Origin of the sequence: Spirosoma sp. SC4-14 (assembly GCF_037201965.1) — a bacterium.
Lineage (GTDB): Bacteria > Bacteroidota > Bacteroidia > Cytophagales > Spirosomataceae > Spirosoma.
This window is the reverse complement of sequence record NZ_CP147518.1, coordinates 2,101,173-2,119,828: the sequence shown is the minus strand read 5'-3', so window position 1 is coordinate 2,119,828 and position 18,656 is coordinate 2,101,173. Positions and strand designations below refer to the sequence as shown.

Annotated in this window: 7 protein-coding genes; 2 read left to right on the top strand and 5 right to left on the bottom strand. The window is 47.4% G+C overall.

The features are described 5' to 3' along the window. Positions 1-150: 150 nt before the first annotated feature. From WBJ53_RS08530 to WBJ53_RS08515, 4 genes are all read right to left on the bottom strand, one after another. Positions 151-1,467, bottom strand: coding sequence for a vanadium-dependent haloperoxidase (locus tag WBJ53_RS08530; protein WP_338875656.1), 1,317 nt, complete (start codon positions 1,465-1,467; stop codon positions 151-153). Between the two features lie 2 nt (positions 1,468-1,469). Beyond that, positions 1,470-4,823 (bottom strand): VCBS repeat-containing protein, encoded by a 3,354-nt coding sequence (locus tag WBJ53_RS08525; protein WP_338875655.1) that lies wholly within the window; start codon positions 4,821-4,823, stop codon positions 1,470-1,472. 213 nt (positions 4,824-5,036) lie between these two features. After that, positions 5,037-6,632 (bottom strand): SusD/RagB family nutrient-binding outer membrane lipoprotein, encoded by a 1,596-nt coding sequence (locus WBJ53_RS08520; protein ID WP_338875654.1) that lies wholly within the window; start codon positions 6,630-6,632, stop codon positions 5,037-5,039. Positions 6,633-6,635: 3 nt separating this feature from the next. After that, positions 6,636-9,740 carry a SusC/RagA family TonB-linked outer membrane protein gene (locus WBJ53_RS08515; protein ID WP_338875653.1) on the bottom strand — a complete coding sequence of 1,035 codons (3,105 nt, stop codon included), beginning with the start codon at positions 9,738-9,740 and terminating at the stop codon, positions 6,636-6,638. 500 nt (positions 9,741-10,240) lie between these two features. Between WBJ53_RS08515 and WBJ53_RS08510 the strand changes: the two genes are divergently transcribed. Next, positions 10,241-11,398: a glycoside hydrolase family 18 protein gene (locus WBJ53_RS08510; protein WP_338875652.1), complete on the top strand. Its 1,158-nt coding sequence runs from the start codon at positions 10,241-10,243 to the stop codon at positions 11,396-11,398. A gap of 114 nt (positions 11,399-11,512) precedes the next feature. Next, a complete protein-coding gene (locus WBJ53_RS08505; RefSeq protein ID WP_338875651.1) occupies positions 11,513-13,069 on the top strand; it encodes a VCBS repeat-containing protein in 1,557 nt (518 codons plus the stop codon). Between the two features lie 13 nt (positions 13,070-13,082). On the opposite strand, the gene WBJ53_RS08500 is transcribed toward WBJ53_RS08505, so the two are convergent. Then, positions 13,083-18,422 carry a fibronectin type III domain-containing protein gene (locus WBJ53_RS08500; protein ID WP_338875650.1) on the bottom strand — a complete coding sequence of 1,780 codons (5,340 nt, stop codon included), beginning with the start codon at positions 18,420-18,422 and terminating at the stop codon, positions 13,083-13,085. Positions 18,423-18,656: the final 234 nt, after the last annotated feature.

The following is an 18,656-nucleotide window of genomic DNA, read 5'->3' as shown; positions in this document are numbered from 1 at the left end:
TATTCTACTTTTGTAAAATATGAGGTTGGTTCATAGACAAAAAGAACGATGCTGTTCAGAAATACCTTTAGATTCGATTATTTATCTCGTCAAAACAGCATCAATTTCTATTGTTTTATCAGGCGGCAGAACAACGTATCGGCAACAAACTTATAACACAGGCTCCACTCCTGCTTTTTTAAGTTTGTTAATAATAAATACCCCTACGGCTCTGCCCTGCGCCTGTCCGTTTTCTATGGCATCCAGATAATGAATGCCTCCATAAAGCCGCGATATGGCGGCCTCTTCGGCAGCTTTACGAAACGATGGAAATGACCGCTCGGGTAGTTCAAATAAGGTTTCGGTTGTGTCAATAAATGCGAAATTGTCACCCAGCAAATACGTAAGCACTTCGGCTACCGCCGTCGAAATAACGCTATGCCCGCTGGTATATTCAGGAAATGGGGGCGTTTGCAACAAAGGTTGCCAACGCACATTGATGTATTTGTTAATGACCGTTTCGGGGCGGATTCGGTTGCTTCGGTATTTTTCGTCCCAGCAACTAATAAAGGCATCCATCAGCGTAATCGACGCTAACGAATGAACCATAATGGCTTTTTCGAAACTCAACTGGGCTTTTTCGGCAGCAAGGCTAACAATGCTCATCCAGTGCCCGCCCGGACTGATTTTTTTGAAGCCAATAGACATATGCCCCGATGTGTTGATGGCAAACGGATTACAATCCCAGAACGAAGCAATCATTCGCTGCTCATCGGTTAGCGTATTCCCAACCTGATATACCTGATACGTCAATCGATAAAAGGCACTGCTGGTATCTTTACTGAACGATACGGGCGGGGCGGGTTTAAACTGACTACAGGAGTCGATCAGCATCGGGCGGATGGTGCGCCAGTGCGGTTCGATCCCTTCCATATAACCGGGCGGGGTCGGATACCAGGTGCTGTCGCTTTTGCCTGGGCGATAACGTTGCCGCGCGCTCAGGTTTCGGTAATTATCGTCGGCAGCGTAGGCCACAACCTGTTTGGCAACTGTTTGGGCAACAGCAACTGAGCTACGAATGAGCTGTTCGCTATATTTCTGTTTCTTTAACTGATCGATCAGCTTCGTTTCTTCCTCTTCCAGCATATACCCCGACGGCAGCAATAGTTTACCGGTTTCCAGAATGCAATAGAGAGCAGCAATCTGAGAATCGTACGGTTCTTTCCGGCCTATCTCAATCGGTTTCAGGCCACGCAGCAATTGGGTTGGGGCAACAATGGTTTTCTGGTTCCGGGCGGCTATCTCATGCGCTCCCAACAGGCAGTACGTATAAAATCGGCTGGCTGCGGGCGGGTTCACCACATCGTGGATCATAACCATCGTTATGGCAAAAACAGTCGGCTGAATCTGGCTGCGTAAATCGGTTTTTGTTGGTTTGGCCCGCGCAACGGTGGCCAGTAACAGACAAAAAAATAAAGCTTGTCGCATGGTTACTGTTTTTTATACACCTGAATTGGTTGATTAAGCGTGCCAATCAGCAACAGCGGTTGTTGCGGTGTATTCACCCAAAGAACTGACTTGCTGTCGCCAACAATCGAAAGGCCGGAATCAGTTTGATTAACATACAGAAAATTACCTTTTCCATCGCCCAACAATAAACAACCATAGTTTGCATCCATGCTGCCCAGCTTTAAGCGATTGTCTGACTTGTTGCCCAGCAGCAGCAGGTCGGTAGTGCCGTTGTGGTCAACATCGTCGGTCAGAATGGTGGTTACGGGTGCAAACTGCGCCTGCAACGGCAGGATATGTTTTTCAAATTTGCCATTATTGCTCAGAAAACAAACCGACTGCTGTTCAGTAACGGTCAGTTTCTGGGTTCTGGCCAGCTCATCGGGCGAGAGAATATCCGAGATTTTGGCATTTGCATAATCTTTATAGTAAGCGAATTTCTTCCGCATCGCATAAATCTGATCGTTCAGTTCGTCGCGGCTAACAAAGGGATAGGCGACCCCCTGAATATGAAAGCAGAAAAAGGGATCAATTGACCCATTGTTATCAACATCGGCGTAGATCAGTTCGGCAGGCTCCTGCTTCGATACTCTGATTTGGGAATTGTTGCCCAGATTACCGGCAACAATGTCTTTGTGGCCGTCGCCATTCAGGTCGGCAATGGCCAGCGAAAACCAGAATCCATTTTCCGAATTCGGAAAATAGTGCGCCGTTTGATCGACAAAGCCGGTAGCCGTATACCGATATACTTTTATGGGCATAAACTCTCCGCATACGATTAACTCAGTATGGCCATCAGCATCCAGATCAGCCCACTGCGCATCGGTCACCATCCCGACCGACGAAAACGGCACGTCTACAGACCGAAATTGACCTTTTCCCGTGTTTTCGAGCAGGTAGGAACGCGGTGCCTGTGGGTAACGGCCCGGAATAACCCGCCCGCCAACAAACAGATCGAGGTCGCCGTCGCCATCGTAGTCGAATGGCCGAACGCAGGCTTTACTACTAGCCTTCATGTCGGGCAATGCTCCCTTCTGTAGTGCTAAACTCCCACGACCATTATTGAGGTATAACTCATCCTGCAATGATTCTGTGTTTGGTTCAAACAACGAGTATCCGCCTTTAGCAACATACAAATCATCGAAGCCGTCGCCATTGGCATCGAAAAAAACAGCCGCCGACACCGCCGACGTGGCCTCGTCGCCAATGACAAGGCCGTCAATCGGTTTAAACGATCCGTTCTTCTGCTGCCTTAAAATAGTACCCGTTTTTTTCTGGTCGCCACTTACAAAGATGTCGTCGAGCCCATCTTTGTTTATATCACCTTTGGCTATGACCGGACCAGTGTGCGAATACATCCACAGCATAAGCGGCTGCCGCTTAAAATCATTTTCGGTATAACCCTCATGCGTATACGTAAACGTAGTTTCGGCTTTGGCAAAAAATGGCTTTCGCTGCGGATGCGCCGATGCAACGACCGAGCTATTGGTTGATGCCGACTGCTGAATAAGCAGTTGCTGATTTACGGCCGTACCGGTCAGTAGCTGCCGCGACTGATCGGGCCAGACAATGGCAATGGAATCGATAACTGTAGCGTTCCCTAATCCAAAATGAAGCACATACGGCTGGCTCGACAGATAGCCCCGAACGGGAGCCAGCTCCTGATATTGCCGATTTCCCTGCGCATACACCGTAACTTTAGTGCCTATAACGCTCTGATTGATCTGAGCAGGCTGTAGCTTCACCTGAATATAGGCATTGCCCGATTGTTCGCGGCTCATATTCTGATAAATAAAAGCCGGGTCGTTGATGTTATTGACGATTAATTCCAGATCGCCGTCGTTGTCCAGATCGGCATAGGCCGCCCCGTTCGATATAGACGGCGTTTCGATGCCCCACAGCCGCTGGGTGTTGGTAAATGTAAGGTCGTGGTTATTGCGAAAAATGTAGTTGGGCAGCTTGGTCGATGGCATGGCCCGTACCAGATCCATGAGCTGGACGGGTTCGCGATTGACTGCCTTTTTAACTTTGTAGTCGCCCCAGTACTTAAGAAAATCCTTGTTTGTATAATCGCGCAGATAGCCGTTTGTCACGAACAGGTCTTTGTAGCCATCGTTGTCGAAATCGGCCAGCAGCGGAGCCCAGCTCCAGTCAGTATTCGACACGCCGGCGGCCTGAGCGATCTCGCTGAAAGTACCGTTGCCATTGTTGATCTGCAACATATTGCGCATATATTGCCGGTATAGGCCCTGTTGCTGCATCAACTCAAACGACTCGTAGTTTTCCTGAAGTTGCAGCAGTTTCTGCCGTCGGTTGTCTTCGGGCAGCATATCGAGCGACATCACATCCGGCTTGCCATCGTTGTTATAATCGGCAATGTCGACACCCATTGAGAAATGAGCCAGATGCCGGAAATACTGCTGGGTTTCGTCGCGGAAAGTGCCGTTTTTCTGGTTAATGTAGAGGTAGTCTGGCTCGTTGTAATCGTTGGTTACGTAAAGGTCGGGCCAGCCGTCCAGATTTACATCGGCAACGGCAACACCAAGCCCGAATGTGAGCGGGAACTGATAAATACCCGCTTTTTTGGCCACATCTGTAAAATGGCCGTTCTGGTTTTCGAATAATTTATTACCGGCAAACTCATCGGTTTCGTTATGGAGCCGGGCAAGCTCCATATTGTCGAATTTCCGAACATTATGGTTCAGCAGAACCATATCCAGATCGCCATCGCGATCATAATCGACAAAGACAGCCTGCGTGCTATAGCCCGGATCGTCGAGACCGTATTCGTTGGCTTTTTCAACAAAACGTACGGTTCCGCCATCCTTAACACCCTGATTGATAAACAGTTGATTCCTACGTTTATCGGTATCTACTTTTCCAGAATAACAGACATAAATATCGAGCCAGCCATCGCCGTTTACATCGGCCATACAAACGCCCGTTTTCCAACCGCCCGATCGGCCAGCCAGTTCAGAAGCGGCTTCTTTCGTAATATCTTTGAACGTTAGCGCCCCCAGGTTTAGGTATAGTTTGTTTGCTTTCAGGTTGGCGGTCAGAAAAATGTCCTGTAAGCCATCGTTGTTGAGATCGCCAACGGCAACACCACCACCGTTATAGAAATATTCGTAAGCCAGCACGTTGAGGCTTTCGTTTTCGTCGATCTCATTCCGAAACTCAACGTGGGTTTGTTTTGAATCCAGTAATTTAAATAAGGGAGTCTGAGCGTAGAGTGTAGGACTAAAAAAGCAGAGAACGATCAGGAATAGGCAAAAACGATGTCTGTTCGGCTTAGTTTGGGCAATAGATTCAGAAAAAGTTAGGTCTATACTCATTACGTTACGATGTTCATTACTCAGTGAATATTCTCCTCAGAATGTTCAGGCAGGTAATCAAAAATAAGCATAAATGCCCGATTGGCATTACTCATCAATGCCTTTACACTGGTTTTCCGTTTTTACCAGCGAGTAATTCTTTTAGGTAACCCAATTTCATAATTTGCATAAAAAACGTAAGGGACTCCATGAGTCCCTTACGTTTTTGTTCGATTACTTATCCCACCAGACTCGACTGGTGAGCAAATCGCCACCCGTCAGTCGTGAAACCGCATCCTTATAATTGGTTGGATTATTCAGGATTTCGGACGAGAGATAGATCATTCGGCGGGGAATCTGACCGTTTGTTACATTGCCCGGATAATTGACTGGTGCCAGTGCCGGATAGCCCGACCGGCGCCAGTTCATCCAGGTTTCGATGAAGTTGAAGGTCGAACCCGTTTCCAGCCAGTATTGCGTATTGATTGCATTCAGCGATGCTTCTGTCGAACTAACATCAAGCGGATGGGCGGTGGCAAAAGCCGTAGCAACATCGGTAGAGACGGTTGCACTGGCATCGAGCTGAGCCAGTTCGGTAATAGCGGCAATGACACCATTCTTGTAGTGATCGGCAGCCGTACCCGGCACATTCCAGCCGCGAACTTTTGCTTCGGCCAGCAGGAATTCCGTTTCGGCATAGGTCATCACCATTAGCGTACCGGCCTTTTTCAGATAAACCGATATCCGCGGACGAGAGTAATTGCCCAGCGGAGCAACATCGTCGCCAGTTCCGGTAGGGCCTGGGTAGCCAGTAGCTTTCCGAATGTCGGTAGTGCCACCGTTCAGGTCGTAGCCGTTTGGCAATCCCATCTGAATAGAAGCCGTATTGTCGCCAACCAAGGTCTGGGTTTTGTTATTGGCCAGACCAGCCTGAGGCACTTCGGCAATGGCACTCAACCGCGGATCGCCTGCCGACTTGAGGGCATCGATAAAGGTTTTCGAGAACCGTAGTTCGCGGAAATCGTCGGCTACCTGATACACACTGTAGATTCCCGATGTCGCATTGTTGGCATCAGCAATTTCCATGGCATTATCGGCATTGGAAGTAAAGACACCACCAGCGGCCGCTTTCTCAGCCCAGGTTTTTGCCGTTGCCGGATCAATTTTCACCAGGCGCATGGCCGAACGAAGCATCAGCGAATAGCCAAAGCGCTTCCATTTGTTGATGTCGCCACCATAATAGAGATCGCCGGTAATTTTTGCCTTCGAGGCATCGAGCGCCGAAATAGCCGCGTCGAGATCGGTCAGCATAGCGGTATAAATCGACTGCTGCGTATCGTATTTAGGCTGTGCAATACCCGACGTTTTTACTTTGAAGGCTTCTGTATAGGGCACATCGCCATATACGTCAGTACCGCGCAGAATGTTCATGGCCTGCATGATCCGCCCAACATTGTAGAGGTTCGAATATTGGTCTTTCCCCTGCGTGAGGCTCAGCATTTCGGACAATACGGTTCCTGTCGAATAGGTGGTATTGAATAGCGTTCCCTGATAGCTGGTCGAGTTTTGCGTATTCACATACTTGTCGCCGTTGCCGTAGTAGCTGAACGTTGAAGCCAGCACCTGCATGGCTGGTGCCTGATACAGCATACTTCCGTATCCTAAATTAATATAGCTATTCTGCGCATTTGGGAGGAAGTAGTTCGGGTCCCAGTTGGCGGCAGTCGCTTTTGTTGGATCGGTATTAATGGTGTCGAAATTATCCGTACAGCCTGTTGTCAGAACCGATGCCAGCGCTGCTATATATAATGCCTTGTTTTTCATTTTCATGGCTTATTTTTTGAATCGAGCATTTAGCGTGAAACCATAAGTGCGGGTTGATGGCATCTGTAACCCTTCGATACCGGCATACCGTACGTCGGAAGAAATACCAGATTCAGGATCAAAATTGTCGGTATGTTTCAGCAGGGTTGCCAGGTTGCGGCCAACCACCGAAATAGACACCGCTTCGAAGGGAAGTTTGCTACCCGTAAACCACTGAGCGGGCAAGTGGTAGCTAAGCACAACCTGACGAAGTTTAATGAAACTGGCATCGAATACGTTCAGTTTAGATACGTTGGTAACTAACCCTTTGTAGTAGTCCTGAGCCGCTACATTTTTAGTGTTCACTTCACCCGTTGCCAGAACGCCATCGGCAACAACGCCCGTTTCGCGGCCAACCAGAGTCATTTTGTTCAGGCCATCCACAATCGAGTAGTGATTGGTTGCCGACAACACTTTGGCACCAAACTTATAATCGAACAGAAACGAGAACGAGAAATTACCATAGTTGAAGTTGTTGTTCAGACCACCATATACTTTAGGCAGCGCCGAACCCATTGGCTTCAGATCACCACGAACCGGAATACCATCGCTACCGACAATGACTTTGCCGTTCGCATCATATTTGAAATCGTAGGCCATGATCTGTGCTGCGGCCATACCCTGAACGTGAGCAACGTTACCATTGAGTGGCCGATAGGTACCCAGTGTCAGCGGAGCCGGATTAGCCGTACCGTCGATGCTCACAATGGTGTTTTTCACATTTGTGATGTTGAACGACACATCCCATTTAAATTTCTGGGTCATCACTGGCGTACCGGTCAGCAATACTTCGATACCCGTGTTTTTAGTCGAACCCAGATTCAATACGCGTGAGGTGTAGCCGGTTGCAATCGACAACGGACCGTTCACGATTTCTCCATTGGTTTCGCGGTTAAAGTACGCTACATCAAGACCTAAGCGGTTGTTCAGGAACTTAGTTTCAAAACCAACTTCCAGTTCTTTCAAACGATAGGGTTTCAGATTGATGTTCGGCAGCGTACTGCTGAAGCTACCCTGAGGCAGGTTGTTGTAGGTGTTGCCCAGCGAGTAGTACTGGGTTGTCAGATAAGCATCGTAGGCTTCACCGCTTGTCTGGGCATACGATGCCCGGAGCTTACCAAAGTTGAGTATGGTAGGCTTCCACAATTCAGAGAAGACAAAGCTTCCTGATACCGCCGGAGCAAAAATACCGCGGTTAGCCGATGGCAGCGTCGAATACACGTCGTAGCGGCCGGTTGTCGAAAGAGTCAGGTAGTTTTTGTAGTTGAAATCAGCCGTATAGTAAGCCGACTGTACCTGACGCTCGTTGTAGCCGTAACTCTGGCTTTTCGACAGCGTGTTGGTAATCGTATACAGATACGGAATGTTCAACTGACTACCCGAAATACCGATGCTTTCGAGCTTGTTTTTCCGCAGGTTAGCGCCCAGGGCTACATTCAGGTTCAGATCAGGAGCAATGTTTTTGTTGATTCCCAACAGTCCGTCGATGTTTAATTCGGAGGTCTGTTGCTTACTCTGACCAATACCTCCCAGATGCGAATAAGCTGTACCGTAAGGCGTAATATTGAACGCACCATCGTTGATGATGTCATAACCAATCCGGCCTTGCAGATAAATCCAGTCGGCAAACTGATATTTACCGGTGATGGCCGAAATCAGACGCTTCCGGTCGAAGTTGTTTTTATACTGATTGACAACAAACCAGGGGTTCGTTTTATATACGTCATCACTAAAGGTCAGCTCATCGCCCGTGGTTGTGTTGTAGCCAGGTTTGAGGGCCTCCTGATTGAAGCTCGTTGCCAGCAACAGAATACCATAGTTAGCATTCATCGGCGCATCCATCAGCGAAGGCCGGTTCTGGTCCTGCTGATCGATGTAGTTCCCCATCAACGACACATCGAACTTTTGCGTAACCTTCTGATTGATGTTAAGGTTGATCGTTTTCCGTTTCAGGCCGCTATTCCGAAGTACCGCTTCGGCATTCAGCGACGAGAGCGACATCCGGAAACTGGTCTGATCACTACCACCCGATACTGCAATGGTATTGGTCAGCGACGAAGCTGTGCGGTAGAACTTCTCCAGATTGTCTTTCACGGGCGAGTAAGGATATTGCTTACCATCGTATTGCGTAAATGGCTGACCATCCATTTTGGCTCCCCAGCTATAAACACCTGAGTTTTTCGCAGTAGCCACATCGGTAGGCCGCTGGCCCTGCTGCCCCTGACCATACTCATACTGAAAATCGGTATAGTTGATAATATGGTCGAACTGCTGGTTTACGTTATACTCGACCGACAGGTTCGAGTTTTTGCTACCGCTCTTGGTCGTAATCAGAATTACGCCGTTAGCCGCCCGCGTACCATACAGCGCCGAAGCCGTTGCTCCTTTCAGAACAGTCATGGTCTCAATATCGTCGGGGTTAATGTTCGAAATACCATCGCCATTGGTCGAGCCACCCCACTCACCGGAGTTACCGCGCTGGGTGTTATCCATCGGAATACCGTTGATAACAAACAGAGGGCTCCCCCCGTTGAAGTTGCTCACCCCCCGAAGGTTAATACGCGATGATGAACCAGGGCCGCCACTTGCCGGAGCAATGTTCAGACCGGCCACCCGGCCTTGCAACGAGTTTACTACGTTTGTTTCCCGGGCCACATTCAGCGCCGATGACTCAATGGTAGTAACCGAATAACCCAGGGCTCTATTTTCTTTTTTGATCCCCAGTGCCGTTACAACCACTTCGGCCAGTGAGGCATCTCCGGGTACAAGTTTCACCGTAAAAACAGTTTGATTGCCAACGGTTATTTCCTGTTTGGTATAGCCGATGTAAGAAAACACCAGCACAGCATTTCCATCGGGCACACTAATCCGGAACGCACCTTCCGAATCCGTATTTGTCCCTTTCGTTGTTCCCTTAATGGTTACCGTTGCTCCGGCCAGCCCATTTCCTTTCTCATCAAGTACTTTACCGGTCACATCCCTGTCGGCGGCCAGCGCAAACGATGAGGCCAGGAAAATCCAAGCTCCCAAGCACAACAAAACCTTCCTGAAGGTTAACTGTAGCTTCTGTTCCATACAATTTACTGGTTGGTTGATTAATTAATTAAAGAATACACAAATCTACTTTTTTGCGCACAACGTTGATAAACTATAAAATTAGTGATCGACAGAGCGTTACAGATAAGGATTTATACTTAATTAAAGTATAATAATGCACTACTACCAGTGCGCTGATGCTCTTTATGTAAGAATAGATGTATACCGCTCAACTGCTGCCTGAAGGCTGTTTTCAGAAACAACCCTCGTCAAACCTTACCTTATATACTTCGTTGATCGGCTATTTTCAGCAAATATAGTTGCAATTATTAAAAATATTCAAAAACTATCCTATATTTACGAATATAATTTACAGATTAAAATAAACTTATACAGTATATCATGAACAATTACTAAGGCGCACTTCCTTTATAAATACAACTAATAATCAATGATCCTTTCTGAACGCCAAGTATTTACACTTACCTAATCGATAAGTATGAACAGGCTTTTTTTACACAGCAACTTTTTTTTGTTATATGACGCTTTCCTATAGTTCTCTTTTTTTTCTTTTACTCGACTGTTTACTTTCGTTTACTGTCCATCCTTTGGTAGCACAATCGGCTCCAAAACCCCATCGCTATGTGATTATTGGCTACATCAGTGGCAATGGCTGGACAAAAGACCAGATCGAGGTCCAAAAACTCACGCACATCAACTACGCCTTTGCGGTTCCGGCAGCCAATGGCGAACTAGCTCCTCTGAGCAACAAAGACGCCAGCAATCTGGCCGCGCTGAATACCTTGAAAGCCGATAACAAAGACCTGAAAATCCTGATTTCGATTGGCGGATGGGGCGGCTGTAAATACTTCTCCGATTGTGCGCTGACCGATGCATCGCGAAAGAAATTTGCCACTAGTGCGATTGAGTTATTGAAAAAGCATAAACTTGATGGAATCGACATCGACTGGGAATACCCCGACCAGCCTGGCGATAACAACATTTTCCGACCCGCCGACAAACAGAACTACACGCTGCTGTTTAAAGAACTTCGCCAACAACTCGACAAACAGGGAAAACTAGACAAACGTACCGGAGCCAATCATTATCTGCTCACAACGGCAACCGGCGTCGACACGGCTTTTGTGAATCATACCGAACTTGGCAAAGCGCAGAAATACCTGGACTACGTCAACATCATGACCTATGACATCTATCATGGCAACGACAAAGTGACGGGCCATCATAGCAATCTGTATCAGTCGAAAAAAGGCAGTCAGGCGCGCAACAGCAGTGCCGACGGTGTCGAAGGGCATATTAAGGCGGGTGTTCCGGCCAGCAAAATTGTACTGGGTCTGCCATTCTACGGTCGCGGATGGGCCGATGCGAATCCGAAAGACAACGGCCTTTACCAGCCAGCTACCGGCAAACACTACTTCATTAGCTACGACGAACTGGTTGATAAATACATCAACAAAAACGGTTTTGTTCGCTATTGGGACAACGATGCCAAGTCACCCTATCTCTGGAATCCGACCTCACGGATGTTTATTTCCTACGCCGATGCCCAATCGTTCGACCCTAAGATTGCCTACGTGAAATCGAAACACCTCGCAGGTGTTATGTTCTGGGAGTATATCTATGACCTAAAACAGCCAACTTTGCTGAACAAACTGGCTGATGGACTAGGTAAATAGCACCGGCCTATTGCTTATAGAATCGCCCGTTCAGATCAACAGACTATATTTGAAAGAATTATTACTTTCGATATAGTCTGTTGATGCAATAAGCGGTCTAACTATTCAGTAAGCATGTCGTTTTTCCGATTGGCAGTTGTTCTTTTCACTGGTTCACTGCCGTTCTTCTCCTGTCAGTCGTCGTCCAGCGAAAAAAATAGTCCACCGACTCCTCCGGCTGCTACCCAACTCACCGGCAAACAACTTAGCCAGAGCTATTGCGGTAGTTGCCACCAGGCCCCAGACCCTTCGTTGCTCGATAAAGAAACCTGGCAGCGGGGTGTTTTGCCACAAATGGCACTCCGTATGGGTCAGTCGGGCAATTCGATGGCAGAATACATGCGCATCAGCAACATGGACGAAATGACGCGTTTGATGGAAGCCCACGTTTTCCCGGAAACGCCCATGCTGCACCCCTCCGACTGGCAAAAAATTGTTGATTACTATATCACAGTTGCGCCAGTCACACTCCCTTCCCAACCCCAGCACATACCCACGCAGGTAGGTTTACCGCTGTTTCGGCCCCAACAGTCAACGAAGGCAATCGATGCATTTGTAACACTCCTCCGGTACGACTCGCTTTCGCACCGCATTTGGGCAGGCGATGGGCGTACCAATCTCTATGCGCTTGATGCTGGTTTACATCGGCTCGATTCGGCCCGGCTGAGCAGTCCGGCAACCGATGTCCGTTTTAATCGCGATGGCAGTATGGATCTGCTATTGGTTGGCGTTCTGAATCCGAATGACCGGCAAGCTGGTGAATGGAGCCATTTCTCAAAATCCGGCACAATTCCGACTCCCCAACTAACCAAACTACAGCGACCCGTTCAGGCAACACCGGCCGATCTGAATCGGGATGGACAGGAAGATGTAATTGTTTGTCAGTTTGGTAATCATCTGGGCAAACTAACCTGGCATGAGCGATTGCCAACAGGCTATCGGGAGCATATTATCGACAGTTTGCCCGGTGCCCGCAATGTGATTGTGCAGGATATTAACCACGACCAGTGGCCCGACATTGTGGCCTTGTTGACGCAGGGTAACGAGCAGATTGCCGTTTATTACAACCAACACAACGGTCAGTTTCGCAAAGAAACGGTTCTCCGATTTCCGCCCGTTTATGGTTCCAGCTATTTCGAACTGACCGATATTGACCGCGACGGTGATCTGGACATACTGTATACCAACGGCGACAACGCCGATTATTCGATTATACTCAAGCCTTACCACGGTCTGCGGTTATACCTGAACGATGGGCAGTTTCGGTTTAAGGAAGCCTGGTTTTATCCGATGTATGGTGCTACTCAAACCGTTGTCCGCGACTTCGACCAGGATGGCGACGCCGATATTGCGGCCATTGCCCATTTCCCCGATTTTGCTCACCACCCGAACGAAAGTTTCATTTATTTCGAAAACCAGGATAATCTACGTTTTCAGCCCCGCACTTTCCCCAATACCGAACGCGGCCGCTGGCTGATCATGACAACCGGCGACGTTGACCACGACGGCGACGACGACATTCTGCTCGGCTCCTTCTTTCGTCCTACCGGTCCAGACCATGCCCAGTTGATGGAGCAATGGCGCAAGCCCGGAACCGGCATTTTGTTGTTGAAGAATACATTGAAAAAATGAGGTATGCCTAGGTTTACAACTCACCGAGCAATACCTGCGAACCAGTGCCGTAATTAAGTTTCCCGTTCCCCGTGAACAATATCTGCAAAGCCCGAACACTAACCCCATCAGGTACCGTTATGGCATGACGGACTTCAACCGGATCACTCCAAACAGGAACGCGGCCACACGACCATACCGCTGAATTCGTCCAGTCTCCCGCTTGTATGGTAAACATATTGCCGCATGATGCCGATAGGGTCTGAAACGTTAATGCCTGCGATGGATAGCCAGAGGAGTGACTGGCATCACATACCGTTTGTACCTGCCATTCGTAGCTCGTATTGCTGCTCAGCCCCGTAAGCGTATAGCTGGCCGATTTGCTTACTGTTAGAGACGTATAGCTTCCCCCAACAACACGGTATTGAAGTTGATAAGAACTGACCGCAGCACCAGCCGAATTCCACGATAGCTCTACTGAATTGGCCTTAATAAAATTGGCAACAAGATCAGTTGGCGCTGCACATTGCGTCTTGAAAAAGCTGGAAGCCGAAAAAGCAGAGCTACCACTACTACAATTTGTACGCACCTGCCATTCATAGCTGGCATTGGTGGTCAAACCTGTTAGTGCGTATGGACTAGTAGCATTGCTTACCGAAATCCAGGTTCCGTTGCTTTGTCGATACCGTAATTCATAGGTAACGCCAGTATAGCCTGTCCAGAGCAATGTTGCCGATGCAACTCCAATATTGGTGCTCGATAATGAACCGGGGCTGGTACAACTGGTTCGGAAAATCGAAATCAGCGAGTAGTTGGATACCGATCCACTATTACACAGGCCCCGAACCTGCCATTCGTAAGGAGTATCGGGCGCAAGGTTTGCCAATCGGTATGAACTATTTGTAGTTGTCAGGCTATTCCAGGTCGTTGTATAGCCTACCCGCCAGCGATACTCATAAGCGGGAGCCGCCGTGGCTATATTCGAACTTGTCCAATGGCTGGTAGCCGCCGTACTGGTAATATCGTCGGTATACACTGCGGCCGATGGAGCACAGGAACAGGCCGTTGAAACAAAACTGGTAGAAACAAATGAGGATGAATTACCGACAGAACACACAGACCGCACCTGTACATCGTAGGCCGTATTAGCTACCAAATCATTCAGCAAAACAGTCGTATAATTCGTAGTCCCTGCCGAAATCCAGATTCCTGTCGATTGTGGTTTGTACTGCACGTCATAATTCGTACCAGCACATCCGGTCCAGGATACCAATATCTGCCCACAGGTTTGCCCATTCGTATAGTATGTAAAAGCACTTAGCCCTTCGGGTAGAGAACAAGTTGCGGATGTCGTGAACGATTGTGGTTCGCTATAGGCCGATGCGTTCTCACCCTCGCCACATTCCGTTCTGATTCTCCACTCATAAGCAGTCTGCACCGAAAGGCCTGTCAGGCTATAAGCCGTACTGGTTAAACTACTCACCGTATTCCAGGTGGCCTGACCAACAGCTCTCCATTGAATGTCGTAACTTCCTTGCCAAACCTCAGTCCAATTGAGTGCAGCACTACTGCTCGTTGAGCACTGCACCGACAAGTTCGTAGGTACCGAACAAGCCGCAGTCGTAAAACTCTGCAAGGGGCCAAAGTCAGACACTCCGCTCTCGCAAACGTTACGTACCTGCCACTCATAGGCTGTATTAGAATGTAACCCGTTAAGTATAATAAGATCAGCGGAAACATTCTGAATAACGTTCCAGGTCGTATTGCCTACCGGCCGCCAGTGTACCTCTATTTTATTATCAGCTACATATCCCCCATAATACCATCTTAATGTAGCTGAATTAACTGTTGGAATGCTATAGGAATAAGGCGGATACATAGGGCAAGTAGTCGCAATAGTATTAACATAAGAATAAGTAATGCTACCGTCCGCACAAATTGCCTTTACTCGGACGTCATACAACTCTCCAGCTAGTAGCTCTGTAAACGAATATGTGTAGGTGTCATATTCTCCACTGTAAGCATTAACTTCCTGAGTACTGACAACAGGTGATGCATTATCCCAAACATCACTACTACTGCGCTTCCATTCTACTACATACGAAACACCTGAAATGGCCGACCATGTAATATAATTATTTCCGACCGAATAAACTATCCCAAAATAAGGGTTATAACAGTTCGTCGTAAATGTGTTCGACGTACTGAACGACGAACTTACAGCAGGTGAACAAACACCTTGAATTTGAACTTCATAAGTGGTATTAGTTAATAGACCGGGTAATAGATATTCCACCCTTCCATAATTACCGGCTATAATACCAACATCATTTTCAGTCATCCAATCGGCGCTATCCTGCTTTCGATAACGGATAGTATATCGGATGTCTTCGTCACTTCCATACCAATTCAGTTTGGCAGCATAGGAGCTCATGTTATCAATAGTTACGAAATTAGGCGTATTACAAACAGTCGTAAACTGCTGAAGATTTGTAAAATCAGTATTACCTAATGCCCCACAAAGGGTACGGACCTTCCATTCATAGCCTACATTAACCGACAACCCTTCTAACGTATACGAATAACCAGTAGTTGTTAGCGACGTAAATGTAGTTGTTCCCTGCTGGCGCCACAGTATTTCATATGGATCGAATGACGAACCAGTCCAACTGAGTGTCGCCCTAGTGGCTGAGACATAAAGAGTTTGCGCATCGGTCGGCATACTACAACTTGGTCGAAAGTCTGGGCCCGTCACATAATCAGAACTCGCAGTTGCGGTACAAAACGTTCGTACCCGCCAGCTATAATCGGTATTGGGAGTAAGCCCCGTCAGGGAATAAGTTACGGAAAAAGAGGAATAGGTCCCTTTCAAACCCTTCACAGTTGTCCAGTTACCAGTAGCCGTCTGGCTAACGGGAGCATACGATAGTTCATAGGTGGCATCCAATAATCCAGGCGTACTCCAGCTTACCTCTGCCGATGTAAGGCCAAGCTTACTAACTTGTAAAGACGATGGCACATCACAATTTTTTGTCGAAAATGATCCTAAAGACGAAAAGGGAGACATTGAGGTCGGCGAACAAATAGTACGTATCCGCGTCTCATAAGTACTTGATGATATTAGATTACTCAATTCTACGCTATATGACGAACTGCTATCAATTATACCAGTCACTGATATCCAGTCGCTTGTCCCTTGTAATCGATACTGTAATTCATAGGATGCGCCGATCTCATATGCAAATCCCCCAAGCGTTACCGTTGTATAATCCCTCCATTGCGCATAGGGTATGCCAGGTATTTTACACTGGGTCGTAAAATTGGTGGAAGTGGTAAAGGCACTAGTAGTAGTCCCACAAACACGCCGAATTTTCGCTTCATAGGTCGTATTATCGGCCAAACCAGACAGCGAATAGGACTTATAATCAGGAGAACCTCCCGTAACATTCGTAAGGCTTACAAAATTACTTATTGTTGGTGCCAGTGTCCGGTATTGAATTTCATACGTAGCCGTATTATCGCTATCGTACCAGTTGAGCGTCGCACCCTGCGAACGTACATTAGTGACCGAAGGTGTTCCATAAATATCCCTACACGCCGTCGTAAATGAAGCCACGTTTGACAACGCAGAGGTAATACCGGGTGCGCACACGGCCTGAACCTGAACAGAATAAGCCTGATCGATGGCAAGTCCGGTAAGTGAATATGGCGATGTTGATGCCGTAGTCGATACGGGAGTTCCATTCAGAGGTGTATATTGAATAACATAGTTCGTTTCTCCAGCGGCATTATTGTCAAAAAAAGATAGAGAGACCGAGTTCCAGCCTACCTGCCCAATACTAATGCCAGGTGTCCAACACTGTGTGGTAAACGAGATTAAAGGCGAATAATCCGAAAAGGTCCCGTTACTGCAATCGGTACGTACCTGAACATAATAGGTAGTATTCGGAAGAAGACCGGTAAGCGAATAAGGGTAAGCACTAACGCCCGAAATTGTCTGAAAAGCGCCATCGATCCCGGCTTTATATTGCACCGTATAGGAAGCATCAGGCTCTGGGCTAGAGATATAAATTTCTGCTCTGTTATACTTTACCCAATAAGATATTGGGTAAGGAGTATTGCATTTGGTTGTAAAATTGGCAATCGCGCTAAATGGCGAAGACACGGTGGCAGTACAGGTCTTTTGTACTCTCCAGTCATAGGAAACGCCTGTTGTTAGTCTGGTAAGACTATACCCTGGAGAAGTCAGTCCAGTAATCGAAATCCAGTCAGAAGCCGTAGTTGGCTTATACTGAACAGTATACGTATTTCCATAATCATTATCATACCAGTATACTTGCGCCGAAGTTGCTACCACATTATTCGTCATAATACTAGTAGGAACCGAACAATCCAAGGTGGTGAAACTGGCGGGAGTTGAATAATCAGAACAGCTAGCCCGAACACGCCAGCTATACTCCGTACCAGGCGTTAACCCGGTCAACAAGTATCCGGTCGTACTAATAGCACTGGCCACTGTTGAATAGGACGTTGTACCACTTTGACGAAGCTGAATTTCGTAGGTGGCATCAGGGTAATTGCTATCCGAAAAGGACCAAGACAAATAGGCCTGCGCCGTTCTGGTACTGGTATATAAGTTGACAGGTGGCCCCGGACAAGGATAAAGTGTAGAAAACTGTACTGGTCCGTTCCAAAGATTGCTACCCGTAGGTCGCATTTGCCATTCGTAGCTGGTACCGGTTGTGAGCCCCCCCAGCGCATAGGTCGTACTCGAAATTCCGGTAATGGTTGTGTACGTCCCTCCTACTGGTCGCCACTGCAATTCATAGCTAGTCGCCCCTCCCAGATTATTCCAGGTCAGAACGGCACTACTATTGGTTATGTTTGCAGCATAAGGATTATACGTTGTAGGAGCGGCTACCATAACCTGATAATCCTCTGTTTCACTATTTGCTAACGAACTACAAGGGTCATCAGCCACACCTGTATAGGTAGATACAATCCGTACTCGAAGATTAAGCGTTCCAGTAGTTGTTCCGGCCGGAATGATGAGTGCTCCCTGGAACGTATTTGCAAAAGTTGCAGGATTACTATAAAGCTGTTCACTCGCATCGGAAAAACTGCCATTATGGTTTAGATCAGCCCAGATGCTAACACTTTCATAAAAGCTTCCCACAGTACCCGAAAACGGAATTGTTACACCTGTTGTAACAGTTGTACTAACGACTGAAAACGAGCTATAACCGCCTGCCGAACAACCTGAATTCTGGCTTAGAGAGATCCCATTGAACGTAAACGAGTCCAGATAATTAAAAGCATCACAGCTTGACGATGGCGTACAATACTGTGCCCTTCCTGCGAAAGGGAAAAGCAAAAAACAGCTCCAAAAGGCTAATTTGAATAGAAAAAACAGCTTACGGACAGAATAGATCAACCGCATAGTGTATAGTTCTGATGTGAATAAGATTACTTTTTTTGCTTAAATATAGATAAAAGCAAAAAAAGTACCAGCATAAACTTTATACACTAATTATATATTACCAATTACATATTAATAGTTTAAAACAGCCATATACTCGTTCACTACATTTCCTGAAAATCCCTAACA